Annotated in this window: 20 protein-coding genes and 1 riboswitch; of the genes, 8 read left to right on the top strand and 12 right to left on the bottom strand. The window is 60.2% G+C overall.

All coding sequences use genetic code 11. The features are described 5' to 3' along the window. Nucleotides 1–150: 150 nt before the first annotated feature. Nucleotides 151–1,620, bottom strand: coding sequence for a DNA recombination protein RmuC (gene rmuC, locus B5G09_RS00745; protein WP_087403626.1), 1,470 nt, complete (start codon nucleotides 1,618–1,620; stop codon nucleotides 151–153). Between the two features lie 110 nt (nucleotides 1,621–1,730). Here rmuC and rpe point away from each other — a divergent pair, with 110 nt between their 5' ends. From rpe to B5G09_RS00720, 5 genes are all read left to right on the top strand, one after another. After that, on the top strand, nucleotides 1,731–2,381 hold the full coding sequence (gene rpe, locus B5G09_RS00740) for a ribulose-phosphate 3-epimerase (RefSeq protein WP_087403625.1): 651 nt from the start codon (nucleotides 1,731–1,733) through the stop codon (nucleotides 2,379–2,381). A 321-nt stretch (nucleotides 2,382–2,702) separates the two neighbouring features. Then, nucleotides 2,703–4,739, top strand: a complete 2,037-nt coding sequence (locus B5G09_RS00735; RefSeq protein ID WP_087308904.1) for an ABC-F family ATP-binding cassette domain-containing protein — start codon at nucleotides 2,703–2,705, stop codon at nucleotides 4,737–4,739. Then, on the top strand, nucleotides 4,732–5,463 hold the full coding sequence (gene rlmB, locus B5G09_RS00730; protein WP_087308905.1) for a 23S rRNA (guanosine(2251)-2'-O)-methyltransferase RlmB: 732 nt from the start codon (nucleotides 4,732–4,734) through the stop codon (nucleotides 5,461–5,463). Before B5G09_RS00735 ends, rlmB begins: the two co-directional genes overlap by 8 nt. Before the next feature lie 114 nt (nucleotides 5,464–5,577). After that, nucleotides 5,578–7,302: a DUF4153 domain-containing protein gene (locus B5G09_RS00725; protein ID WP_087403624.1), complete on the top strand. Its 1,725-nt coding sequence runs from the start codon at nucleotides 5,578–5,580 to the stop codon at nucleotides 7,300–7,302. Nucleotides 7,303–7,352: 50 nt separating this feature from the next. Then, nucleotides 7,353–7,928, top strand: a complete 576-nt coding sequence (locus tag B5G09_RS00720; protein WP_087403865.1) for a YgjP-like metallopeptidase domain-containing protein — start codon at nucleotides 7,353–7,355, stop codon at nucleotides 7,926–7,928. A 227-nt stretch (nucleotides 7,929–8,155) separates the two neighbouring features. On the opposite strand, the gene pgtP is transcribed toward B5G09_RS00720, so the two are convergent. Next, entirely contained in the window at nucleotides 8,156–9,544 is a 1,389-nt protein-coding gene (gene pgtP, locus B5G09_RS00715) for a phosphoglycerate transporter protein PgtP (RefSeq protein ID WP_087403623.1), read from the bottom strand. Nucleotides 9,545–9,770: 226 nt separating this feature from the next. On the opposite strand from pgtP, the gene B5G09_RS00710 reads away from it, so the two are divergent. Beyond that, the gene (locus B5G09_RS00710) at nucleotides 9,771–10,565 is read left to right on the top strand and encodes a DeoR/GlpR family DNA-binding transcription regulator (protein WP_087403622.1); all 795 of its coding nucleotides are present in this window, start codon (nucleotides 9,771–9,773) and stop codon (nucleotides 10,563–10,565) included. Nucleotides 10,566–10,695: 130 nt separating this feature from the next. Here B5G09_RS00710 and B5G09_RS00705 read toward each other — a convergent pair whose 3' ends face one another. Beyond that, the gene (locus tag B5G09_RS00705; RefSeq protein ID WP_087403621.1) at nucleotides 10,696–11,460 is read right to left on the bottom strand and encodes a glycerophosphodiester phosphodiesterase family protein; all 765 of its coding nucleotides are present in this window, start codon (nucleotides 11,458–11,460) and stop codon (nucleotides 10,696–10,698) included. A 251-nt stretch (nucleotides 11,461–11,711) separates the two neighbouring features. Between B5G09_RS00705 and galK the strand changes: the two genes are divergently transcribed. Next, nucleotides 11,712–12,842, top strand: a complete 1,131-nt coding sequence (gene galK / locus B5G09_RS00700) for a galactokinase (protein ID WP_087403864.1) — start codon at nucleotides 11,712–11,714, stop codon at nucleotides 12,840–12,842. 194 nt (nucleotides 12,843–13,036) lie between these two features. On the opposite strand, the gene B5G09_RS00695 is transcribed toward galK, so the two are convergent. The 3 genes from B5G09_RS00695 to fabD form a co-directional block, all read right to left on the bottom strand. Beyond that, nucleotides 13,037–13,567 (bottom strand): GNAT family protein, encoded by a 531-nt coding sequence (locus tag B5G09_RS00695; RefSeq protein ID WP_087403620.1) that lies wholly within the window; start codon nucleotides 13,565–13,567, stop codon nucleotides 13,037–13,039. Further along, nucleotides 13,564–14,796, bottom strand: coding sequence for an ROK family transcriptional regulator (locus B5G09_RS00690; protein ID WP_087403619.1), 1,233 nt, complete (start codon nucleotides 14,794–14,796; stop codon nucleotides 13,564–13,566). The genes B5G09_RS00695 and B5G09_RS00690 overlap by 4 nt, the downstream gene beginning before the upstream one ends. A gap of 170 nt (nucleotides 14,797–14,966) precedes the next feature. After that, entirely contained in the window at nucleotides 14,967–15,848 is an 882-nt protein-coding gene (fabD, locus tag B5G09_RS00685) for an ACP S-malonyltransferase (RefSeq protein WP_087308920.1), read from the bottom strand. A gap of 47 nt (nucleotides 15,849–15,895) precedes the next feature. After that, nucleotides 15,896–16,098: riboswitch (cobalamin riboswitch) on the top strand. Between the two features lie 166 nt (nucleotides 16,099–16,264). On the opposite strand from fabD, the gene B5G09_RS00680 reads away from it, so the two are divergent. Next, nucleotides 16,265–17,131: a DUF4465 domain-containing protein gene (locus tag B5G09_RS00680; protein WP_087403618.1), complete on the top strand. Its 867-nt coding sequence runs from the start codon at nucleotides 16,265–16,267 to the stop codon at nucleotides 17,129–17,131. Nucleotides 17,132–17,296: 165 nt separating this feature from the next. Here the strand turns inward: B5G09_RS00680 and nagB are convergent, their stop codons facing one another. The 6 genes from nagB to B5G09_RS00650 form a co-directional block, all read right to left on the bottom strand. Then, nucleotides 17,297–18,097, bottom strand: coding sequence for a glucosamine-6-phosphate deaminase (gene nagB / locus B5G09_RS00675; protein ID WP_087403617.1), 801 nt, complete (start codon nucleotides 18,095–18,097; stop codon nucleotides 17,297–17,299). Between the two features lie 24 nt (nucleotides 18,098–18,121). Continuing rightward, entirely contained in the window at nucleotides 18,122–20,071 is a 1,950-nt protein-coding gene (locus B5G09_RS00670) for a 6-phosphogluconolactonase (protein ID WP_087403616.1), read from the bottom strand. Between the two features lie 29 nt (nucleotides 20,072–20,100). After that, nucleotides 20,101–20,748, bottom strand: a complete 648-nt coding sequence (locus tag B5G09_RS00665) for a carbohydrate-binding family 9-like protein (protein WP_087309076.1) — start codon at nucleotides 20,746–20,748, stop codon at nucleotides 20,101–20,103. A 19-nt stretch (nucleotides 20,749–20,767) separates the two neighbouring features. Then, nucleotides 20,768–21,865 (bottom strand): aminoglycoside phosphotransferase family protein, encoded by a 1,098-nt coding sequence (locus B5G09_RS00660; RefSeq protein WP_087403615.1) that lies wholly within the window; start codon nucleotides 21,863–21,865, stop codon nucleotides 20,768–20,770. A 161-nt stretch (nucleotides 21,866–22,026) separates the two neighbouring features. Further along, nucleotides 22,027–23,052: a DUF5017 domain-containing protein gene (locus B5G09_RS00655; protein WP_162608219.1), complete on the bottom strand. Its 1,026-nt coding sequence runs from the start codon at nucleotides 23,050–23,052 to the stop codon at nucleotides 22,027–22,029. 23 nt (nucleotides 23,053–23,075) lie between these two features. After that, the gene (locus B5G09_RS00650; RefSeq protein ID WP_087403613.1) at nucleotides 23,076–24,944 is read right to left on the bottom strand and encodes a RagB/SusD family nutrient uptake outer membrane protein; all 1,869 of its coding nucleotides are present in this window, start codon (nucleotides 24,942–24,944) and stop codon (nucleotides 23,076–23,078) included. Nucleotides 24,945–24,965: the final 21 nt, after the last annotated feature.

The following is a 24,965-nucleotide window of genomic DNA, read 5'->3' as shown; positions in this document are numbered from 1 at the left end:
TCGGACCTCCTCCCGGTGTCGGGGTGTCCGTTCTGCGGGCGGTCATTTGTTCACGTCCTCCCCGGGCGGTCATTCGTTCACGCCCTCCCCGGGCGGTTATTTGTTCGCGTCCTCCCCGGGCGGTCATTCGTTCGCGTCCTCCCCGGGCGGTCATTCGTTTGCGTCCGCCTTGGGCGGCAGGGCGCTGCTGTCCGACGGAGCGGCGCCTTGTCCGGCTTCCGGCTCGTCCTCCTCGCTGCCGGCGAGTTCGAGCGTGCGGGCCGCATGGTGGCGTTTGGTCTGCAGACGGGCTGTCCGGCGCAGCCGTTCGCCCACGCGGATGATGTTGTCGTTGCCCGTGCAGAGCCGCTTGTAGGCATCCTCGTAGGCGTCGCGCGCCTTGCCGAGGGAGGCGCCCACGTTTTCGAGCGATGCGGTGAAGGCCACCAGTTGTTCGTAGAGCTTCAGCCCGCAGGTGGCGATTTCACGCGTGTTCTTGTCCTGATCGTTGTATTTCCAGAGGTCGGCCACGAGTTTGAGCAGCGCGAAGAGGTTCGTCGGCGATGAAATGATCACCTTGCGGTCGTAGGCGTCGGACCAGATCTTCGGGTCGCTCTGCAGGGCGGCCAGAAAGGCCGGCTCGTTGGGGATGAACAGGATGACGAAATCGGGCAGGGTCTGTCGATTGTACATGCGGCTCAGATGCAGTTGATATTCTTTGGCTCCCAGCTCCTTGACGTGCTGCCGCACCGAGGCGACGTGGGCCGCCATGTATCGCTGGCGCTCCTCCTCGCTCTGGGCTGCGGTGTAGTTGACGAAGGCCGTGAGCGAGACCTTCGAGTCGATGATGATGTGTTTGCCCTCGGGCAGATGGAGCACCACGTCGGGACGCAGGTTGCGACCCTCCTCGTCCTTGAGGTTGTACTGCGTCTCGTAGTGGATGCCCTTCGAGAGCGACGAACTGTCGAGAATCGTCTCCAGCAGCATCTCGCCCCAGTCACCCTGCACCTTCGAGTTGCCCTTCAGCGCATCGGTCAGATTGCGGGCATCGGCCGAGATGTGCTGGTTGAGCTCCATGAGGCGTTTGAGTTCGTTTTTCAGTTCGCCGCGCTGTTCGTTTTCGTGGGAGTAGATGCGCTCGACCCGTTCGCGGAATTCGGTGATGTTGTCGCGGAAGGGTTTGAGCAGGATGTCGAGCGACTCCTTGTTGGTCTGTTTGAACTCGCGCGACTGTTCGCCGAGAATCTCCGTGGCCAGATTCTTGAATTCCAGCCGGAAACGCTCCTCGAGTTTCTCGCGTTCCGTACGTTCGGCTTCGCGTTCTTCGGCATTTTTCGTCCGCAGGGCGGCTATTTCGGCCTCGGAGGAGGCGCGCAGGGCGGCCAGCGAGGTCTGCGTGCGGAGGTGCTCCTCGCGCAGGGTGCGTAGCTCGTTCTGAGCCTCGTCGCGGCTTTGCGTGAGTTGATTCCGGAGGGTTTCGGCGGCCGTCAGCCGTTGGCGCGCATCGGCCAGCGCCTCGTCCGAGGCAGCCTTCTCCCGGGCCAGCCGGGTGTTTTGGCGGTGTTGGCGGGAAAGAAGGACTCCGAGAACGGCGGCAAGCAGTCCGAGCAGGATGGCAAGAAAAAGCAGGGTGGAATTCATATCTACAAAGGTAGGATTTTCTGCGGAACTGCGGAAATTTTTCTATCTTTGTTTGAAAATGCGGCCGCGGGGAGGGGAGCCCTCCGCCGCGATCCCTGAAAAACGATTCCATGCAACGCATAGTAGCACCTTCGATGCTTTCGGCCGATTTCGGCCATCTGGACCGCGACACGCGGATGATCGACCGCAGCGCCGCCGAATGGGTCCATATCGACGTCATGGACGGGGTCTTCGTCCCGAACATCTCGTTCGGATTCCCCGTGCTGAAGGCTATCCGGAAGGCGACGTCGAAGTTCCTCGACGTGCATCTGATGATCGTCTCCCCGGAGCGGTATGTCGAACGTTTTGTCGAGGCGGGGGCCGATCTGGTCACCTTCCACCTCGAAGCTGCCGAAGACCCCGCCGGGTGTATCGCCCGCATCCGCCGTGCCGGGGCGAAGGTCGGCGTCTCGATCAAACCGGCCACGCCGGTCGAGGCGCTGCGCGGGGTGCTGCCGGCGGTGGATCTGGTGCTGGTGATGAGTGTCGAGCCGGGATTCGGCGGGCAGTCCTTCATCGAGGGGTCGCTGGAGAAGATCCGCCGGCTGCGGGCACTGGTCCGCGAGCTGGGGCTCGATACCGTCATCGAGGTCGACGGCGGTATTTCGGCGGCGAATGCCCGCGAGGTTTTCGAGGCCGGGGCCGAGGTGCTGGTGGCCGGGAGTGCCGTCTTCAAGGCCGGGGACCCGGAGGCCGAGATCCGTCGGATTCTTGGGGCCTGACCGGAGTCTGACCGGGAGCGGGCTGGGAGCGGGGACCGACAACTGGTCGGACCGCAGATCGGGACCAGAATGCCCGCAGGGGCTGAAATTGCCCGGAAACGGGGAATCACCGGGCGCCCGGGAGACGACGGATTCCGGAGTTCGGTGCCGACGCAAACCGATGAGGTCAGACGGGATGACGCATGCGTTGCCTGGCAGAATATTTGCCCGAAAAAGGGGAGCCCTGCGGCAGGTCGTTGCCGGAATTCCCGGAAAATCGTTACCTTTGCGGTGATTTGCGGAGCGGCTCCGTGCGGCTTCGCCCCAGATAGTGTGTAACGTATGATATCCATCGACAATCTGACCGTCAGTTACGGGGGCTGGACCCTCTTCGACCATATTTCATTTCTGATCAATCCGAAGGACCGCATCGGTCTGGTGGGCAAGAACGGTGCGGGCAAGACCACGCTGCTGCGCATCATCACCGGCGAACAACAGCCCACGTCGGGTGCGGTGACCCTCAACGGCGACTGCACGATCGGCTACCTGCCGCAGACGATGCGGGTGGCCGATACCACGACCCTGGTCCAGGAGACGGCCAAGGCCTTCGAGGAGGTGCTGCGCCTCGAGGCCGAGATCGAGGATCTCACGCGCCAGATCACCGAACGCACCGACTACGAATCGCCCGCCTACGAACAGCTGCTGCACCGTCTGAACGACGCACAGGATCAGTACCATATCCTCGGCGGCGAGACGCGTGACGCCGACATCGAGAAGACGCTGCTCGGACTGGGATTCAAGCGTGAGGATTTCAACCGTGCGACGAGTGAGTTCTCGGGCGGCTGGCGCATGCGCATCGAGTTGGCCAAACTGCTGCTGCGGCGGCCGTCGATCTTCCTGCTGGACGAGCCTACGAACCACCTCGACATCGAGTCGATCCAGTGGCTCGAAGAGTACCTCAAAAACTACAACGGGGCGGTGCTGCTCATCTCGCACGACCGTGCCTTCCTGGACAACGTCACCAACCGTACGATCGAACTCTCGCTGGGCAAGATCACCGACTACAAGGTGCCCTATTCGAAATACGTCGTGCTGCGGGCCGAGCGCCGGGCGCAGCAGCTGGCCGCCTACGAGAATCAGCAGCGGATGATCGAGAAGACCGAGGAGTTCATCGAGAAGTTCCGCTACAAGCCCACGAAGTCGAATCAGGTGCAGTCGCGCATCAAACAGCTCGAACGGCTCGAGCGGCTCGAGATCGAGGACGAGGATCTGGCGACGCTCAACATCAAGTTCCCGCCCGCGCCGCGTTCGGGACAGATCGTTGCCGAGATCAACGACGTCGGCATGTCGTTCGGCGCGAAACACGTCTTCAGCGGGGCGAACTTCACCATCGAGAAGGGCGACCGCATCGCCTTTGTCGGGCGCAACGGTGAGGGTAAGACCACGATGGCCCGGATTCTGATTGGGCAGCTGACCCCGACCGAGGGGTCGGTCCGCATCGGCGCCAACGTCAACATCGGCTACTACGCCCAGAATCAGGACGACCTGATGGACGGCGAATTTACGGTCTACGACACGCTGGACCGGGTGGCCGTGGGCGACATCCGCACGCGGCTGCGCGACATCCTGGGGGCCTTCCTTTTCCGCGGCGAGGATATCGACAAGAAGGTCAAGGTCCTCTCGGGCGGCGAACGGGCGCGTCTGGCCATGGCCCGCATGATGCTCGAGCCGCGCAACCTGCTGGTGCTGGACGAGCCCACGAACCACATGGACATGCGCTCGAAGGATATCCTCAAAAATGCCATTCTGAAGTACGACGGCACGGTGGTTGTCGTTTCGCACGACCGTGAGTTCCTCGATGGCATGGTGCAGAAGGTCTACGAGTTCCGCGACGGTGGAGTGAAGGAGTATCTCGGAGGCATCTACTATTTTCTGGAAAAGCGCAAGCTGGAGTCGCTGCAGGAGCTCGAGCGGCGCGATACACCGGCCAAGGGAGCCAAGGGAACGCCGAAAACGACGCCGAAAGCTGCTCCGGCAGGTGCATCCGGTACGGGTGCGGCGTCAGAGGCGGCAAAGGGGGCAAGCGCCGCGGATGCGAAACCGGCGGCCCTCTCCGGCAAGGCCTCCTACGAACAGAAGAAGGAGCAGGAGAAGCTGCTGCGCAAACTGCGCAAGGCGGTCGAGACGATCGAGACGGAGCTGGGCGATCTGGAGAAGCAGATCGCCGCGTGGGATGCGAAATTCGCTGCGGCAACCGACTACAACGAGGCCGACTACAAGGCATACAACGATCTGAAGGCCCGCTACGACCACCAGATGCACGAGTGGGAGAAGGCCTCCTATGAATTGGAAATCACCGAAGAACAATACAATGGATAATCTGATTTTCGGGATCCGTCCCGTGGCCGAGGCGATCGAAGCCGGCCGGCAGATCGAAAAACTCTACATCCGCAAGGGGGCCGAGGGGCCGTTGATGCAGGAGTTCCGCGACTTGTGCATCCGCCACCGCATCCGCTGGCAGGAGGTGCCCGTCGAGAAGCTGAACCGCCTGACGCGCGGCAACCATCAGGGGGTCGTTGCTCAGACGGCCGCCATCGAGTATGTCGAACTGTCGGACATTCTCGAACGGGTTCCCGAGGATGAGACGCCGCTGGTGGTCCTCTTCGACGGGGTGACCGACGTACGCAACTTCGGGGCCATCGCCCGTTCGGCCGAGTGTGCCGGGGCCCACGGCCTCATCACGCCCCTGAAGAACTCCGCACCGGTCAATGCCGAGGCGATCCGTTCGTCGGCCGGGGCGCTGACGACGATTCCGGTCTGCCGCGTGGGGTCGGTCCGTAACACGCTCAAACAGCTCCAGGCGGAGGGTTTCCAGGTGGTCGCCGCCACCGAAAAAAGCCGCAAGCTGCTCTACGACGCCGACTTCCGCCGCCCGACCGTGCTGGTCATGGGGGCTGAGGATACGGGCATCTCGCGCGAGGTGCTCAAACTCTGCGACGAACAGCTGGCCATCCCGATGATCGGTCATATCGAGTCGCTGAACGTCTCGGCCGCAGCGGCCGTGATGTTGTTCGAGGTCGTACGTCAGCGCATCGGCGAGTAGACTACGGCTCGCCGGGAGCCGCGCCGTGTCGGGAGCCGTGATTTGCCGACGTTCGGCTGCGGACCGGTCGCCCCGTTGGGGGCCTCATTTCGTGCCATCATAAAAAACATAGCCATGAAATGGAATTTCCGTACCCGATTGAAGGAGCTCCGCGAGGGGCTTCAAACCGTTGTGCGCCGTCATCCGTTGGAGCTGCTTCTGCTGCTGGCACTCACCGTGACGCTGATCGTCTGCTATGAAACCGGGCACGAACCCCCTGTCGCGCGTCTGGTGGTGATGGAATGGGGCGCCCTGTTGCTGTTGGTGGTCAACCGGCTGGTCGGGCAGACCGTATGGCGCCGCATCTACTGGGTAGCATGGGTTCCGCTGGTGCCGTTGTACCTCTGGTCGGGGCTCGCCGGATGGCTGGAGTCGGCGCAGGCGGTCATCACGCTGGCCATTCTCACGCCGTTGGCGCTGCTGGCCTCGCGCCGGGCTGCGGCAAACGACCGTTTCGTAGCCGACGCGCTGGTCTGTCTGCGGGCGGCGGTGCTGGCCATGCTCTTCGCCTATGTTGCCTACGGGCTCTTCGAGGCGATCTTCTGGTCGGCGGCCTACATCTTCGGATTCGCCGAAGCCCGCTGGGTCATGCACCTGACGACGGATCTCTTTTTCGTCGTGCAGTTCTTCGCCGTCCCGGCCCTCTTCCTGATGATGCTCGACCGCTGGGAGGAGGCCCGCATGGGTTCGTCGCGCGTCCTGGAGGTGCTGATGAACGGAATCATCACGCCGGCCGTCGTCATCTATGCCGCCGTCCTCTACCTCTATCTGTTGAAGATCCTCGTGACGTGGTCGCTGCCCGAGGGCGGGGTGGCCTATCTGGTCTTCGGATTCACGATAACGACCCTGTTGGTCAAGGCGCTGCGGCTGCCTCTGGCCAAACGCACCTTCGACTGGTTCTATGACCGTTTCAGCCTCGTGTCTCTGCCCATTCTCGTGCTGTTCTGGGTCGGGGTGGTGCGGCGTGTCGGTGAGTACGGACTGACCGTGCCGCGCATCTATCTCCTGGCCTGCGGCGTGGTGATGACCTTCTGCATCGGACTCTTTCTCTGGCGCCGTGCGGGGCGTTACCTCTGGGTGGTGCTCTTCGCCATGGCGGTCTTTGCCGCGGTAGCCTACATTCCGGCTCTGGAGCCCGAACGCAGGGCCCTGCAGTCGCAGACGCGGCGTGTCGAACGCCTTGCCTCCGCGCTGGGGCGTCTCGACGAACGGGGACACCTCTCGCTCGCTCCCGTCGCGGTGGCCGATACGGCCCGCCGCAAGGAGTTCCGCGAGCTGTATGAGGCGCTGCAGTATGTCGAACGCGACAGCGCCACGTTTGCCCGCTTCGGTCTTCGCTCCACGGACGACTGGGTGGCTACTCTTCCCGAGTCGATGCGCGACTACGTGCAGTGGGGGTGGACGCAGGCTGTCGCGGAGACCATTTCGCCCTCCTCCGTGGATGCCTATCTGCCCCACAACGCCCGGTTCGAGATCGACGGTCGTTACACGCGCTGTTATGTCAATCTGTCCGTCTGGAATCCCGAGAGTTGCATCATCGAGAACGATACGCTGCGCTTCCGGGTCGGGGAGCGGCAGCCTGTCGTGGAGATCCCGTTGGCGGAACTGCTGCAAAAGCAGCTGTCTGCAAGCGGATTCGACCCTGCGGCGGGTGTGGCGCCGACCCGCGAACAGACGCTGCGGCTGTTGGATTACCGCGACGAACGGTGCCGGATCCTCTTCGAACAGCTTTCGGTAGAGCGTCGCGACTCGGTTGATGTCATTAACTCGCTCTCGGTGCATTCCCTGTGGTTGCGATGATCGGTTGGGGCCGGAAGAGCGGGGCGGCAGGGCGCGTCGGACGGGTTGAAATAACCGAGGTGATCGACCATCCGCGTCTGGGAGAGGTGACCCTTGCGCAGTCACCCCGGGCCCGGCGGGTTTCGATTCGCGTGCGGGCCACGGGAGCCGTGCGGCTCGCCTACCCCTTCGGGGTGTCGCGGCGGCGGGCGCTGGCGTTCCTCGACGAGAAGGCCGACTGGATTCTCGCCACCCGGGAGCGGCTGGCCCGCAGACGTGCCGCCCTGCCGCCGCAACTCCCGCCCGCGGAGCAGAAAACCCGCATCGAGGAGTTACGCCGGGCCGCCAGGGAGGACCTTCCGGAGCGTATTGCCCGGCTTTCGGCCGCAACGGGGCTGCGTTACGAAAAACTCTCGATCCGTGCCTCGCGCACGAAGTGGGGGAGTTGTTCGGGACAGAATCACATCTCGTTGAGTCTCTTTCTGATGACGCTGCCCGGGCATCTGCGCGATTTCGTCATCCTCCATGAACTCTGCCACACGGTTCACCACAACCATTCGCCGCGTTTCCATGCGTTGCTGGACCGTTTGGTCGGCGGACGCGAGAAGGAACTCAGCCGTGAACTTCGGCGCTATACGATCCTCTGATCCGCCAGTTCTTTCCACCGGCTCGGCCCTGCCTGTTTCTCCCTGCCAACTCCTGCCGGCCCCTTTCCGTTTGTCCTCTCGTCTCTTTCTTGCCGGGTTTCCCCGCCGACTCACCCCCCCCCTCAAAAAAAAGACGAAAAAGCCTCCCGACGCACACCGTCGGGAGGCTTTCGCGTATCAGTCGGTTTGCCGTAGACTTGTTGTGCTGCGGATCGCGCAGCCGGTGATTATTCCCTCTTCGCACGCTCCTTCTCTTCCCGGTAGGTGAAGCCCATGAAGACGATCGCCAGCACGCAGGCGCCGATCAGCAGCACGAAGGTCCAGTCCCAGCCGGCCCGGTCGGCCACCGTTCCCAGCACGATGTTGGCCAGGATCGCCGTGCCGAGGAAGTAGCCGAAGAAACCCGTCAGTCCGGCGGCTGTGCCCGAGGCGTTCTTCGGCGCCAGGTCGAGGGCCTGCACGCCGATCATCATCACCGGCCCGTAGATGAAGAACCCGATAGCGATGAGCGACAGCGTCACGATGACGTAATTCGACGAGAACTGCCAGTAGAGGAAGATGAAGAGCGCCACGATGGCCATGAAGAGAATCGTCGGCAGGGCCCGGCGTCCGTGGAAGAAGCGGTCGCTCATCCAGCCGCAGATCAGCGTCCCCGGGATGGCGGCGAACTCATAGGCGAAATAGGCCCAGCCGGCCTGTTTGATGTCGTAGCCCTGGGCTTCGCGCAGGTAGGTCGGTGCCCAGTCCAGACAGCCGTAGCGTACCATGTAGACGAAGGCGTTGGCGATGGCGATGAACCACAGCAGCTTGTTGTTGAGGACATATTTGAAGAAGATCTCCCGGGTGGTGAGCACCTCCTCCTGCTTGGCGCTGTAGTTTTTCGGGAAGTCGTTGCGCCACTTCTCCACGGAGGGCAGGCTGCACGACTGCGGCGTATCGCGGATCATGACGTAGGCCAGCAGGGCAATGAAGATGGCCACGACGGCCGGGAAGAGATAGGTGCCGATCAGGAAGTAGTATTCGGAGTGGGAGCCGTAGAACCACGATCCGAACCACAGCGCGCCGTAGACGGCCATCGGTCCGACGAGGGCTCCGCCGACGTTGTGGGCGCAGTTCCAGATTGACATTTTCGTGCCGCGTTCGTTCTGCGAGAACCAGTGGGTCATGACCCGTCCGCACGGGGGCCAGCCCATGCCGTTGAACCATCCGACCAGGAAGTTCAGAATGGCCATGATGATGATGGCGAGCTGTTTGTGCTCGGGACCGAGCAGCGTCACCGGGACGATCATGAACATCATCGAGAGGGCCGTGAGAATCAGTCCGAGCGGCAGGAAGACCCGGGCGTTGCTGCGGTCGGAGACGCTGCCCATGAGGAATTTCGACAGGGCGTAGGCCACGGCGTTCATCGACAGGACGATGCTCAGCTCGCTGGTGTCGAAGCCAAGGGCGGCCAGCTCGGGAATGGCCATCGAGAAGTTTTTGCGGACGAGATAGAATCCCGCATAACCGATAAAGATGCCGATGAAGACCTGAAGCCGCAGTTTGCGGTATTTGCGGTCGATCTGCCCGGCAGGCATTTCCGCCTTATAGGCAGGCGGTTGCAGCAGTTTCCACATGGTAGTTAAGGTTCGGGTGGCAGCGGGACGGGAAGTTCGGCCGCCGGGGTTATTTCGTTTCGCAACAAAAATACGAATGTTTTTCGCAATATCAAAACGAAGTGTCTTTTATTTTGAAATCACCCGGATGGGCTTCCACGTCCGTTGTATTGGTTGTTTTCTTGATTTTGTTCATGTTTTTCGGGATATTTTTTGTATATTGTCTTCATAAAACAGACCATCACCCATGAATAAACCTGGTGAAGAACCCTTGTTGAGCCTGCCGGAGCGTCACAGCCGGATTCTGGCCCTTTTGCAGCAGAACGGATCGATTTCGGTGACCCAGCTCTCCGAACTCTTCCGCGTGTCGGAGGTGACCATCCGCAAGGACCTCTCCTATCTCGAGCAACAGAAGAAGCTCTACCGGACGCATGGCAGCGCCATTCTGATCAGTCCCTATATCAGCGATCGTCACGTCAATGAGAAGGAGAAGAAGAACGTGGCCGAGAAACGGGCTATCGGCGCCGCGGCCGCCGCGTTGATCTCCCCCGACGATTCGATCATCATCGCCTCGGGAACGACCATGGCCTTTCTGGCCCGGGAGATTCGTCCCAAGGGCCATTTGACGGTCATTACGGCCGCCGTGCCCGTGACGCAGATCCTCTCGCAGGAGCCCGATGTCGACGTTATCCAGCTGGGCGGCATCACCCGCAGCAGTTCGGTTTCGGTGGTCGGGCCCTTTGCCGAGTCGATGCTGCGCAATTTCAACTGCAGCAAACTCTTCATCGGGGTCGACGGCCTGGATCTCGAATTCGGACTGACAACCACCAACATGCTCGAGGCTTCGCTCAACAACGCCATGATTCAGGCGGCGCAGAAGGTCGTTGTGCTGGCCGACAGTTCGAAGTTCGGGCGTCGGGGTTTCAGCAAGATCTGCGATCTGGAGGCCGTCGACCGGATCATCACCGACAGCGGCATTCAACCGCTCTATCTGGACCGGTTGCGTGAGCGCGGTGTCGAGGTGACGGTTGTGGAGCCTTGACGGTCGGAATCCCGGGTTGTGGAGCCTTGACGGTCGGGATTCCGGGCGTCGGTCTTTGCCCGGCACAGGACGGACAGGATATGAAAAAGAGCGGCCGCATCAGCCGCTCTTATTTTGAATTCCGGTTGTTCTACTCCTTCAGCAGGGCCTGCAGCCGTTCGGGGTAGTTTGTCGTGATGTAGTCCACGCCCTGTTCGATGAAGTATTTCAGATCCTCTTCCGAGTCCACCGTCCAAACGTTGACCTCCAGCCCGAGGTCGTGGGCCTGCTTGATCCATTGGGGATTCCGGCGCAGTGCCCCCGTCGAGTAGTCGATGCCGGCCAGCCCCAGCGCCTTGATGCTCTTGGGCGGCAGATCGCCGTTCAGGTAGTAGATTTTCGTATCGGGGAGCAGCTTTTTGAAGGCCAGACAGGCGTTGATCGAGAAGGCAATGATGTCGGTGCGCTCCAGCAGTCTGTGTTTGCGCAGCGCCTGGGCGATCTTCCGGGCGGCCAGATCCTCGCGGTTGAGGTCCGAAAGTGACTTCATCTCGAGAATCAGCCGGGTGTCGGGCTTCGAGGCGACCAGTTTGAGATAGGCGTCCAGCGTCGGGATGCGTTCGCCGTTGGGCAGGACTATTTGCGTAATCAGATTGGCCTTGTCGCGCTCCATGTCGATGTCGGTCCCCTTGAAGACACGGTCGTGGTTGACGATCAGACGGTTGTCGGAGGTGAGCCAGACGTCGATCTCCGAACCGAAGACTCCGACCGAATCGGCTTTGCTGAACGAAGCCAGCGAATTCTGAGCCGAACCCGGGAGGGTCCAGTAGCCCCGGTGGGCAATGACTTTGGGTTGGGCTGCAGCGACGCCCCCGGCAAACAGCAGGGCGGCGGTCAGGGCAAGAGGTTTGAGCATATCGCAGAAAAGTTAAGGTTGGTGCTTTTGAAATGAAATATATACAAAGGTAACGAATATTTCCGGGATTACAAGTCGAAACCTGCTGTTCGCCGCTTTTTCACACCTTTGTCACTCTCTCCGGCTGTCGCTCCGTCTTCGGGTTGAATCTCGTTTATGATTATTTGGCACGGGGAAATATACGAAACTGCAGATTTTTTACTATCTTCGTACAATTCGAATCACTTAAAAACTACGATAGAACCATGAGCATGAAAGAAAAAGTAAGCAGCAAGTTCAGCGAACTGTTCGGCGACGGAGCCATTCTCTTCACCTCGCCCGGACGTATCAACCTCATCGGCGAGCATACCGACTACAACGGAGGTTTCGTTTTCCCGGGAGCTGTCGACAAGGGGATCGTGGCCGCCATCCGCCTCAACGGAACGGACAAGGTACGCGCCTTTGCCCTTGACCTGAACGAGCGCTCCGAATTCGGACTGCGCGAGGAGGACAAACCGGCCGAAAGCTGGGCTCACTATATCTTCGGCGTTTGCCGCGAGGTGCAGAAACGCGGCGGCGTAATCGGCGGTTTCGACACGGTGTTTGCCGGAGATGTGCCTCTGGGTGCCGGCATGTCGTCGTCGGCGGCTTTGGAGTCGACCTTCGCCTTTGCGCTGAACGACCTTTTCCACTGCGGCATCGACAAGTTCGAACTGGCCAAGATCGGCCAGGCTACCGAGCATAACTATTGCGGTGTGAACTGCGGCATCATGGACCAGTTTGCCTCGGTCTTTGGCAAGAAGGGCAATCTGATCCGTCTGGACTGCCGTTCGCTTGAGTACGCCTATTTCCCGTTCGATCCGAAGGATTACCGCCTCGTGCTGGTGGATTCGCGTGTGAAACACGAACTCGTGGGGTCGCCCTACAACGATCGCCGGGCTTCGTGCGAGCGGGTGGCCAAGGCCCTGGGACAGGAGTTCCTGCGCGGCGCCACGATGGAGCAGCTCGATGCCATCAAGGAGAAGATCTCCGAAGAGGATTACAAGCGGGCCCGCTACGTGATCGGCGAGGAGCGTCGTGTGCTGGATGTCTGCGATGCGCTGGAGAAGGGCGACTACGAGACCGTAGGCAAACGCATGTACGAGACCCACTGGGGCATGTCGAAGGATTACGAAGTGTCGTGCGAAGAGCTGGATTTCCTGGTTGAGGTGGCCGAGGAGTGCGGTGTGACGGGTTCGCGCATCATGGGCGGCGGATTCGGCGGTTGCACGATCAATCTGGTGAAGAACTCGCTCTACGACCATTTCATCGCTACGGCCAAAGAGAAGTTCAATGCCAAGTATGGTCATGAACCGAAGATCTACGACGTGGTGATCTCCGACGGTTCGCGTCGCCTGGAGTAGTCCTGCGCCGTGTGGCAATGAAAAATCCCGACCCTTGTGAGGTCGGGATTTTTTTGTCTCGCTGTATATCTGTCATCGGTTTCGGAACTCCATGTGCCGCTGTCGGCCGCGTCTGTTCCCGATTTTGTCGGCCGCATCCGCTCTGCCGTCGTCCGGGACCGCGAGTTCTGCCGCTCCACTTCCCCTCCCTCCGGTCAGTCGAGGATTTTCTGGAAGAGGATCTCGTCGCGGTAGCCGTCGGGCGTCCAGAGCCAGTCGCGTTTCGTGCCAACCTCCCGGAATCCCAGTTTGCGGAAGAGTCCGAGGCTTGCCGCGTTGTCGGCTCCGACGTTGCACCACAACTGGTGCATCCGCAACCCCTCGCGTGCATAACGGCAGAATGTCTCTACGGCATCGGCTGCATACCCTCTGCCCCGTTGCTCTGCGTCGTAGATCAGGATTCCCAGTCCGGCGCGTCCGTGCAACGGGTCGTATTCGAACAGGTCGAGCGTCCCGATCGTGCGGGACCTCTCCGGTACCTCGATCATCAGGCGCAACTGACCGGTGCGGAAGAGATCTCCGCCCTGCAACTGCCGCTCAACGAATTGCCGGATCTGTTCATGCGAGAAGGGTTCCGTGGTGCCGCTGACGGCCCAGACGTCCGGGTCGTTCTCCCACGTGTGGATCAGTTCGGCATCCTCGGGTTCGACGGCCCGCAGCCGGATCAGCTCCCCCTCGAGCGTCATCGCAGTCCGATGACCTTGTTGCGGATGAGCATGGCCACACCCCAGGCATTGGCGTTTTCGCTCATCTTCGAGACGCGGAACTTCGTATCCTTGTAGACCAGATTGAGCGAGTATTTGTTCGTGGCGGACTTCAGCGGCAGCATGATGTAGTCGCCAGCCGCGGCGAGGTTTCCGCCGACGATCACCGTCTCGGGGTTGAACGTGTTGATGAGGAATGCCACGGCCTTGCCGACCTTTTCGCCGGCCTCCTCGATGAGTTCGATCGAGAGGTTGTCGTCGTTTTTGGCGGCATTGATGATGTCGTCGATGTGGATGCTCTTCTGCTGGTCGTATTTCTCCTTGAGGATCGTGTTGACCCCCTTCTCGATCAGCTGGCACATTTTGTTCTCGATGGCGATACCCGAGACCTCGGTCTCGAGACATCCCTTTTTGCCGCACGAGCAGATGATTTCGTTATCGAAGAAGGGGATGTGGCCGAACTCGCCGGCGAATCCGCTCTTTCCGTAGTAGAGTTGTCCGTCGACAACGATGCCGATGGCCACGCCCCGGCCCATGTGGAGGTAGAGGACGTTGCTTTCGTCCTTCGATTTGCCGCAGGTGTACTCGGCGTAGCAGCGGGCGCGGGTGTCGTTTTCGAGCAGCACGCGGATGCCGACCCGTTGTTCGATGATGTCACGCAGCGACTGCTCGCTCGAGGTGAAGTATTTGTAGCTGCGGCCCGTGGCGGGGTTGACGCGTCCGGTCATGCAGACGCCCAGTCCGAGAATCTTGCCGCGGTCGATGCCGCAGTTGGCGATGAAGTTCTCGATGTTCGAGCAGATGCGGTCGATGCACTGCGGGCGGTCGATGAGTTCGAACGTGAAGTCGTTCTCCTCCTTGATGATGTTGTTCTGCAGGTCGGTGATCAGGAAGCGCATGTTGTCGCGGCCGACGTTGACTCCGGCGAAGTAGATGGCCGAATTGGCCAGACCGAAGATGTTGGGACGGCGGCCTCCGGGGGTTTCGACTTTGCCCAGATCGGTGACAATGTTCTCCTCGACGAGCTCCTGAACCAGTTTGGTGATCGTGGGGACGCTGATGTGCAGCTCCTTGGTCAGCTCCGAGAGCGTACATTCGCCGTTGACGGCCATGTGCGCGATGATATTGCGCTTGATGATGCTGTTTTTGTGAGAAATGCCCTTCAGGGCCTCGTCTTCGTGTTTGTTGAAAAATTCGGTGAGTGATGTCATCCTTTCAGGCTGTTTTTTAGTAATTATGCAAATGTAATAAGAATATTTAAATAATGCAAAGTTTTTAATAAATTTAATAAAGTTTTTGCTTTCGAAGGACAATAAAAAAATAACGACCTGAATTACAGGTCGTTATTTTCTTGTTTGCGCGGGTCTCAACCGCGGAGGCACTACAGCGTCGATTTCGACTCGACGGTGGCGTTGGCGTCGACCTTGCGGATCAGACCCTGGAGCACCGTGCCGGGGCCGAGTTCGGTGAACTCCGTCACGCCGTCGGCCAGCATGTTCTTGACGATGTAGGTCCAGCGCACGGGAGCGGTCAGCTGGGCGATCAGATTGGCCTTGATGGCGGCCGGATCGGTATAGGGTTTGGCGTCCACGTTCTGGTAGATCGGGCACGTGGGGGTCTGGAACGGAGCCTCGTGGATGGCCTTTTCGAGCTCCTGCTTGGCGGGCTCCATCAGCGGCGAGTGGAACGCACCGCCGACGGGCAGACGCAGGGCGCGGCGGGCGCCGGCAGCCTTGGCCTTCTCGCAGGCGGCCTCGACAGCCTCGACGGCTCCCGAGATTACCAGCTGTCCCGGGCAGTTGTAGTTGGCGGCAACGACCACACCGTCGGTCGAAGCGCAGATCTCCTCAACGACCTTGTCCTCCAGACCGAGGATGGCAGCCATCGTACCGGGCTGAGCCTCGCAGGCGGCCTGCATGGCCATGGCACGTTTGGAGACGAGTTTCAGACCGTCCTCGAACGAAAGGGCTCCGGCAACGACCAGTGCCGAGAACTCGCCGAGCGAGTGTCCGGCAACGGCATCGGGTTTTACGCCGAGGGCCTTGGCCATGATCACCGAGTGGAGGAATACGGCCGGTTGGGTAACCTTGGTCTGTTTGAGCTCCTCGTCGGTTCCGGCGAACATGATGTCCGTGATGCGGAATCCAAGTATTTCGTTGGCTTTCTCGAAGAGTTCCTTTGCTTCGGGAACGTTGTCGTAGAGGTCCTTGCCCATCCCGACGGCCTGGGCGCCCTGGCCCGGGAACACGTAAGCGTGCTTCATGATTTCATGTTTTTTAGGTTTGCGGGGCAAAGATACGAATTTATTTTGTAACTTTGCACCGCAAAGGTTCACAAAGGGTCGGGCAGACCCGGCGTGATGAAAAGGGAATGCCGTGAAAGTCGGCAGCAGTTCCCGCTGCTGTAAGTCCCGTAAGGAGGTTGCGACACGCTTTGGCCACTGGTCCCGCAGGACCGGGAAGGCGTTGCAACCGGGACGAGCCAGAAGACCTGCCTTGCACTTCCCGTCGGGAATTGAATCTTTCTCGGGTGCATCTGCGGAGAACGGAGCATCGTGTCGATCGGCTTGGGCGCAGGAGGCGTGTGTTTCAAGCTGTGTATGGATTGAGATTCGATTTCGGGGAGGTCCGGGATCGGATTTTTTTATGCATACAAACTAACTCATAAAACCAAACAGTTATGAAACTTTTGCAACGATCATTTCTGGCTGTGCTTCTGGCAGCAGCCTTTGTCTCCTGTTCGGACAGTGACAAGGACGAGATTCCGGGACCGCAAACCGAACCCACCAATCGGGTTATTTCGTTTGAGGCGGGCGAGAACGTGACGGACTATCTCGGCCAGCCGGTTGCGTTGGGGCATATCGACGTCTATTCGTCCGGGAATATTGCCTATTCGCGCGACCACGTTTTCTGGGCCAAACCCTACGCCACCGAGGAGGATGATTACGAGCAGAAATACTGGCAGGGACCCTATTTCCAGGCGCTGGGCGGCACGGTGATGTTCGGCGGGTATTACAACGATGGTACGCTCTACGATATGGATGGCGTTGCGGTGTCCGACACGTGGGGCGGATTCGTGCTGTCGCAGCATGCCAACAAGGAGGCTGCGACCTCCGATTGGACGAACCAGTTCGATGTATGGGCAGAGGGTGGCGCCAACGGTTCGGCTACCTTTGCCGTGGGATACGACGGAAATACGGCCGGTGCCGGCTGGTCCGAGCCGCAGGATTACAACGCGCCGCAGATTGACTTTGCCGAGGCCATGAAGCCCGTTTGTGTCTACCTGGCCAATTCGACCTATACCTACACCTATTTCACGGGTGATGCTGCCGACACCTATGCCGTGAAGATCACCGGATGGCTCGACGGTGTTGAGGGCAAGAGCGTGACCTGCACGTTGGTTGACGGTACGAAGCGCGTTGAGGAGTGGGTTCGGGTGGATCTCTCCTCGCTGGGCGAGGTGGACAAGCTCACCTTCACCTCCGTCATTGCGGCAGGCACCTATACGCCGTGCTACTTCTGTCTGGACGATCTGACGCTGGAGTAGTTTCTCTGAATTGCGGTCGGAACCCGTCTCGAACCGTGATTCTCCCGCAAACGAAAACCCCGCAGGGCTTGATGCCTTGCGGGGTTTTTCTGTGGCTGGATGCTTTGGAGAGGAGCGTTTGGCTCCCTTCCGGAAGGAGGACGGCCCCCCCCTCCTTAACTCCGGCTACTTCGAGATCAGATTGTCCTTCTCGATGTCCTTGAAATAGCGGTAGGTGGCTACGCGCAGCTCCTCGGCGGCCGGGTCGTCGCACGCCAGAATGCCGTTCGGGTGCACCTGCAGCGCCGAGATCGTCCACTGGTGGTTGTATGCCCCCTCGACGCCGTGACGCACGGCACGAGCCTTCTTGTGGCCCGTGGCCAGGATCAGCACCTTCTTGGCCGAAAGCACCGTCCCGACGCCGACCGTCAGCGCCGTCTTCGGAACCAGCGTCACGTCGCCGCCGAAGAAGCGCGAGTTGACCTGAATCGTATCCTGCGTCAGCGTCTTGACGCGCGTGCGGGAGTTCAGCGACGAGAAGGGCTCGTTGAAGGCGATGTGGCCGTCTTCGCCCACGCCGCCCATGAAGAGGTCGATGCCGCCGGCCTCGACGATGCGCGCCTCATAGTCGGCACACTCCTTGACCAGATCCTCGGCATTGCCGTCCAGAATGTTGACATTCTCGGGCTTGATGTCGATGTGCTTGAAGAAGTTGTTCCACATGAACGAGTGGTAGCTCTCGGGGTGCTCCTCCGGCAGACCGACGTATTCGTCCATGTTGAACGTGATGACGTTCTTGAACGATACTTCGCCCGTCTTGTGGCGGCGGATCAGCTCCTTGTAGGTTTCCAGCGGCGTCGAGCCGGTCGGGAGTCCCAGTACGAAGGGCGATTTCGTCACCTGCTCCTTGGCCTTGATCTGCTGGATGATGTAGTTGGCGGCCCACTGGGCTACCTGCTGCGGGGTGTTTTCAATGATTAAACGCATGTTGTAACGTTTTTTGTTGATTCCTTAGAACATTCTCACAAAGACCTCGATGGCCTGATATTCGGCCATGCCCAGCTGGTCGTAGAGCTTGGCCGTGTGCTGCGTACGCTCCTCGGCGCGCTGCCAGAACTCGCGCGGGTCGTCGCCCGGGAAGGGCATGATATCCTTCTGCGAGAGGTGGCGGTAGATGGCGTGACGCTTCATGATCAGCTCGTCGGGCGACAGGGGCACCGCCATGTCGACCATGCCGAGATCCCACTCCATCCAGGCGCCGCGGTAGAGCCACAGGTGGCAGTCCTTCATCCACTCGTCGTCCTTGACGATCTCCAGCGCGGCCAGCACGGCCTCCATGCAGGTTCGGTGCGTGCCGTGGGGGTCGGCCAGGTCGCCGGCGGCGTAGATCTGGTGAGGCTTGATCTCGCGCAGCAGGTTGACGATGATGTTGATGTCCTTTTCGGTGAGCTGGCCCTTCTTGATGCCGCCCGTCTCGTAGAACGGCAGGTTGAGGAAGTGGGCGTTCGTGTCGGGGTTCAGACCGAACGAGCGGACAGCGGCACGGGCCTCGGCGCGGCGGATCGAACCCTTCAGATTGAGCAGTGCACGCGGTTCGGGTTCGCCCTTCTTCTTGTTGGCGATGATCTTCTTGACCTCCTCGTAGTGGTCGGCGTAGCCCAGTTCGCGGGCCGTGTCGATGTTCTGCAATACCACGTCGTCGTGTACGGCGACGTTGCCCGACGTTTCGTAGGCGACGTGTACGTCGTGACCCTGCTGGACGAGGCGGATGAACGTACCGCCCATCGAGATGACGTCATCGTCGGGGTGCGGCGAGAAGATCACCACGCGTTTGGGGAAGGGCGTCGACGGTACGGGACGCGTCGAGTCGTCGGCATTGGGTTTGCCGCCCGGCCAGCCCGAGATGGTGTGCTGCAGGTCGTTGAAGACGTCGATGTTGATCTGGTCGAACGTGCGGCCCTGTTCGAGCAGTTCGCCCAGCGAGTTTTCGATATAGTCCTTGTAGGTAAGTTTCAGGATCGGCTTCTTGACCACGCCGCAGAGCCATACGACGGCCTTGCGGACGAATTTCGGGGTCCATTCGCAGGGTCCGACCATCCACGGGGTCTGTTCGCGGGTGAGCAGTTGTGCGGCGTTTTCGTCGATCACCACCTCGATGTTGGGGTGGGCCTGCAGGTAGGAGGCGGGGACCATTTCGGAGATTTCGCCCTCGACCACCTTCTGGATGATGCGGGCCTTCTCCTCGCCCCAGGCCATGAGGATGATGCGGTCGGCGCGCATGATCGTGTCGATACCCATCGTGATGGCCATCTTGGGGGTGTTCTCCAGTCCGAAGAAGGAGCTTGACTGGATCTTGCGCGTGTTGTAGGTCAGCTGAACCAGCCGGGTGCGCGAACGCGAGTAGGAGCCCGGTTCGTTGAACCCGATCTGACCGTCCTCGCCCACGCCGATGATCATCAGGTCGATGTGGCGTACGGCCAGGTCATACGAGGCGCAGTACTCCGAGATGCGCTCTTCGGGCACCGTACCGTCCGGAATGTGGACATTCTCGGGCAGGATGTCGATGTGGTTGAGGAAATCCTCGTGGATGCGGAAGTTGCGGCTCTGCTGTTCGGAGGATTTGATCGGGTAGAACTCGTCGAGGCTGTAGACGGCCACGTTCTGGAAGCTGATCTGCCCCTCCTGGTGGCGTTTGACCAGTTCGCGGTAGAGACCCAGGGGCGTGCGGCCCGTCGTGAGACCCAGGACGAAGGGCTGAGCCTCTTCGTAGACCTCGTTCGAGGAGTGGATTTCGTTGTAGGTGCGGATGGCCTTCACGATCGTGTCGGCCACGTACTGTACACCCTGGTATTCGTTTTCGTAGACCCGGGTGTGGATTTTTTCGTAGCGATGGATGATGTCGCGCGGAGCCGATTCGGCGATCAGTCCGCCGTCTTTCGGCAAGGAATACTTGTTGTTCATCTTGATATTATGAATTGCGTATTTTCGGTTTACTTTTCAAAAAGGACTCGTTCGAAGAATTCGGGGCGATGGAAATCGGGCTTCTCCGTTTGAATGGGGCGCCACGAGAGGAAATGCGGATGGGAGAGGTTGTCGCCGCATTTGTAGAGGTTGATACGGGCCTCCAGGCCGCTCCAGTCGTCGATCCGGTGACAGAAGAGCGCCTGCGGCGGGATGGCCAGCATTACCGACCAGCGGTTGTCGCCTTCGCGCTCCTCGAAGGGTTCGCCGAAGGGGAGGCTGGTCGTGCGTTTGACCCGGTCGATGATCTCCTGCCGGGCGCGGTTGGCATCGGTGCGCGAATGCTGGTATCCGAGCAGCATGTGCCCGATGCAGGTGGTTTCGAAGTTGTAGTAGCCCGAGTCGTTTCCCGGCGAGATGAAGAACTCCACGCAGGAGTCGGTCCATACCTGGCCGTTGTCCCTGTCTACGCGGGCGGCGGTGTAGTTCTCCTCGACATCGAAGCGCAGCATCAGCAGCTTGCCGGTGTGGAACATCCGGAAGCGCACCTGCGGGGCATAGGGATAGCCGTCGGGCCAGTTGCAACAGGCAATCGGTCGCGGACTGATTTGTGCGAAAGCCTCTTCGACGGCTTTCCGGTTTTCGGGGTCGATGCCCTCGATCTTGCGAATCTCCATCATCACTTTCACTGTTTTGTCAGTTGTATTTGGCGACCGTTTCGCGGACGATGCGGCACATCTCGGGGTATTGCTCCTCCATGCTTTGCAGGAGTTTGTATTGGGCATGCGTGCGCACGAGGTTGTGTTCCGGGTATTTGATCTTGTAGTAGAGGTCGCCGTCGATGTAGTCCATCAGGAAGCGCAGCACCTGTTCGTAGGTGATGTACCGGGCCGAGAAGGCCAGGTGGTCGATCTCCGGTTGGGTGAGCTGGCGGGCCCGCTGCGAGAGATAGCCTTCGGTGTAGGCGCGGAACATCTCGATCGACATGCCGACGCGTGAGAGGTCGCGGTCGTCCTCGTCGCCCGTATTGGTGTAGGAGCGGATGGCGTCGCCGAAGTCGTTGAGCGACGTGGAGTTCATCACCGTATCCAGGTCGATGGCGCACAGGACGCGTCCCTGCTTGTCGAAGAGGATGTTGTTGATCTTCGTGTCGTTGTGGGTGACGCGGGTGGGAATCGTACCATCCTCGACCAGCTTCCAGAAATCGAGCATCTCCGCGCGGCGCGACTCGATCCATCCGATCTCCGTCGCAAGGTCTTTCACCCGTCCGGCGGCATTGCGTTTCAGCGCCTCGTCCCACTGCACGAAGCGGTAGCGGATGTTGTGGAAGCCGGGGATCGTCTCGACGAGCGGCTCCGTAAAGTCGGCCAGCTGGGCCTGGAACTTGCCGATCCCCTCGCCGCCCTTGCGGGCGAGTTCCGGAGAGTCGGCCTTGTTGTAGGCCACCGTGTCGGCGATATAGACCGTGACGGCCCAGTATTCGCCCTCGGGATCGACGTAGTAGAGTTTTCCGTCGCGGGTCGGGACGACGGTCATCGCCTCGCGCATCGGGTCGCCGCCTTCGGCAATGACCCTGCGGCGGATGTGTTCCGTCACCTTGCGGATGTTCTCCATCATGCCCGGCACATCGGGGAAGATGCTTTTGTTCTTGCGTTGGAGGATGTAGTCCGGGGCATTGCCGGCGGTCCGGATGAGGAAGGTGTCGTTGATGAATCCGTCGCCCAGCGAGTCGATCGAGTCGATCGGCCCCTGCAGGGCGAAATGCGATGCTATGTCTTGCAATGCGGCTTTCATAAGGCGGTGGTCGTTTCGGTTTCAGATAAAATTCGGGAACTGCTCCCTAAGCACTCCAAAGATATTCAAAATAACGCACATATGCAACCCGGCAAAGCAAAAAAGCCTGCTTTCCGAGGAGAAAAAAGCAGGCTTTGAGACTTCATTTCGAATGGGTTGCGTTATTCGATAGGGTCAATAACGGTGAAGGTCACCTCATAGGCCTGAATCCCGGATTCGCCCTGGTAGTTGCCCGTTCCGACGAGGAACGTTGCCGTGTAGGTTCCGGGCTTGTCGTAGGTGTACGAGTAGCTCTTCACGTCGTCCGTGACGCCCTTGATGCTCTGGCCCGTGTCGGGCGAGATGGCGTTGAGGGCCATCGGCTGCAGGAAGAGCCACTGGTCGCTGACGTACGAATGGTTGCTCCAGTTGTAGCCCTGGTAGACGATCTCGCCGGCTGAGTTCGAGCCGCTTTCGCCGGCCAGTTTGACATAGCCGTCGCCCGAAACGTTATGCACGTAGGGGTTGTCGGCATGCTGCTCGATGGTCGAGTAGGAGACGAACGACAGGTCGTCGAACGTATACTCGGCCGGGTCGTAGCCGTCGAACTGCACCGTGATCCGCAGGTTGTTGAAGGCGAACGAACGCATGTTCTGATTCTCGCCGTGGTGGAAGTGCAGTGCCAGACAGAAGTTGCCGGCGTAGGGGGTGATGTCGTACGTGTAGTTGACCTTCGGGACGTTGGCCAGACTCGTGCGGTTCGACAGGTTCTCGTAGGGAATCTCGGTCCAGCCCGTGTACTGGTCGTCGATCGCAGCCACCAGGGCGCCGTCGGCCGTGGCATCCGATCCGCTCAGCCCCGCGAACTGGTCGGTGACCAGGATGTCGCAGTAGCGCGTGTCGGTGTCGGTCTGTCCGTAGGCCTGGGCCAGTCCGAAGGAGAGTTCGCACGATTCGATGTTTTCGATGGCGACGGTCGTGCGGTCGCGGTAGCGGTATTCGTGTCCGACGTCGCCGCTCCAGAAGGTGATGTAGTCGGCGTTGCCTTCGAAGTTGAAGACGACGGGTTCGCCGACGCGGTAGGTGTTCGTCGGGGCGAGCCGCACGGCAAAGTCCAGCGGTTCGTAGATTTCGTCGTGGTCGCACGAGCTTCCCGCAACCGCGAGGGCGAGAGCCGCGGCCAGATATGTGATCGGTTTTGTTTTCATCGTATGCGCTGCTGTTGTGCGTTTTACCATAAGGGATTCTGCGTGAGGGCGTGGTTGACGGCCAGTTCCTTGGTCGGGATCGGCAGATAGATGTGGCGGTCGCCGACATTGGCATAGCTCGTGGCCGCATAGTCGGTGTAGGTCGTGTTGCGGTAGATGGCCTCGGAGGGAATGTTGGTTCCGGCGAGGTGCATCCGGTCGACGAAGATGCCCCAGCGGATCAGGTCGTATTTGCGCAGTCCCTCGAAGACCAGTTCACGTCCGCGCTCGTTGCGCACCAGTTCGCGGAACGACTGCGGGTCGTTCAGCTGGCTTTCGTTGGTTTGGATGCCGGCCCGGGTGCGGATCTCGCGGATGGCCTGCTTGGCGATGTCGTCGGGGGCGCCGTTGTACTCGTTGATCGCCTCGGCATACATCAGCAGCACGTCCGAGTAGCGCAGCAGCGGGAAGTTGATCGTCGTGTAGAGGCTCTTGGCCGACATCTGGTTTTCGTAGAGGGTTTCACGGCGCCACTTGCCCGCATTGCGGATGGCGCACATCACGTCGGGGTTGTAGACCAGGTCGTTCAGATCGAATTTCCCCTCGACCTCCTCGAGTCCTTCGATCGTGCGCATGGCGAAGTTGTTGTTGTAGTTCCACGGCGTGCGGTGCATGCTGCGGGTTTGCAGCAGGATTCCCGTCTTCTTATCGTTGTTGACCGTATAGGTGATTTCGCGGCCGCCGGTTGCGTGCGATCCGCTGTAGCCCTGGAAGTTGTATCCCGGGAGGTTCCAGATCCGGCGTTTGTCGATGACCATCTTTCCGGCGATGTTGTTCTCGTCGTCCTCCGGGCTCAGGTCGCTCTCCACGCGGTCGGTCTCCGAGTAGAGCTGCCAGAGGGTGTACGAACCGTTGTAGAAGCCGTAGGAGTAGTTGCAGGCCCACTCCGAGTAGTTGGTGTTGGTCGACTGCGATTTCAGTCCGATCAGGTCACCGATACGGCCGTTGGTCCACTTGTCCGCACTGGTCCGGTCGCCGAGGAACTCGGCCTCCCACATCGACTCGTGATACTGCGTGTCATACTGGTCCCGGATCATGTTGATGAAGACCTCCTCGTAGCTCGGGTTGAGGTGATGCTTGCCCGATTCGATCACCTTGTAGGCCCAGTCGGCGGCCTTCTTGTACATCTCCTTTTTCGGGAGTCCCTCCACCTCGGCTACGGATTCGCCGGCCATGAAGAGGTAGATGCGGGCCAGAATGCCTTCGGCCACGGTCTGGCTGACGCGCGAGGGGGTTTGGTCGACCTCCGGATCGAGATCGCCGACGACGGCCTCGATCTCGTCCACGCACCATTTGAGCACCTGCTCCTGGGGTGTTGCGGCCAGCTGCACGTCATTGGGGTTGGGCGAGGTGGCCGCCTCCACGCGCAGGGGCACGTCGCCCCAGGCCTGGGCCAGCAGGAAGTGATAATAGGCCCGCAGGAACCGGGCTTCGGCCACGTATCGGCTTTTCGGTGTCGAGAGATCCTCGGGATCGATCTGCGAGGCCTCGACGCCCTTGATGTACTCGTTGGCATTCTTGATGCCCTGATAGAGTTTGAGCCAGGCGTCGTAGATGACGGCTGTTCCGGCCGTATGGTTGTAGCGGTCGGGGCGGGTGTCGATGTTGTTGTAGTTGTTGAAGTAGCAGAGGTCGTCGGCGTTGCTGATCTGCAGCGAATAGTAGTTTCCGTAGAGCTCCTCGCTGCTCAGCGGGCCGTAGACACCCGCCAGACCGTACTGGAGTTTGGTCTCGGAGGTGTAATAGTTCTCTGCGGGGATGATCTGCGGGTCGGTGTCGAGGAACGAGCAGGCCGAGAGAGCCGTGCCGAAGAGCGCCAGGGTCCCCAATCGGTATATGTTTTTCATTTTCATGACGAGATGGTGCTTTTGGAC

Source organism: Alistipes sp. An54, assembly GCF_002159375.1.
Classification (GTDB): Bacteria; Bacteroidota; Bacteroidia; order Bacteroidales; family Rikenellaceae; genus Alistipes; species Alistipes megaguti.
The sequence above is the reverse complement of the archived record's forward strand: the minus strand, read 5'-3'. Positions and strand labels throughout refer to the sequence as shown.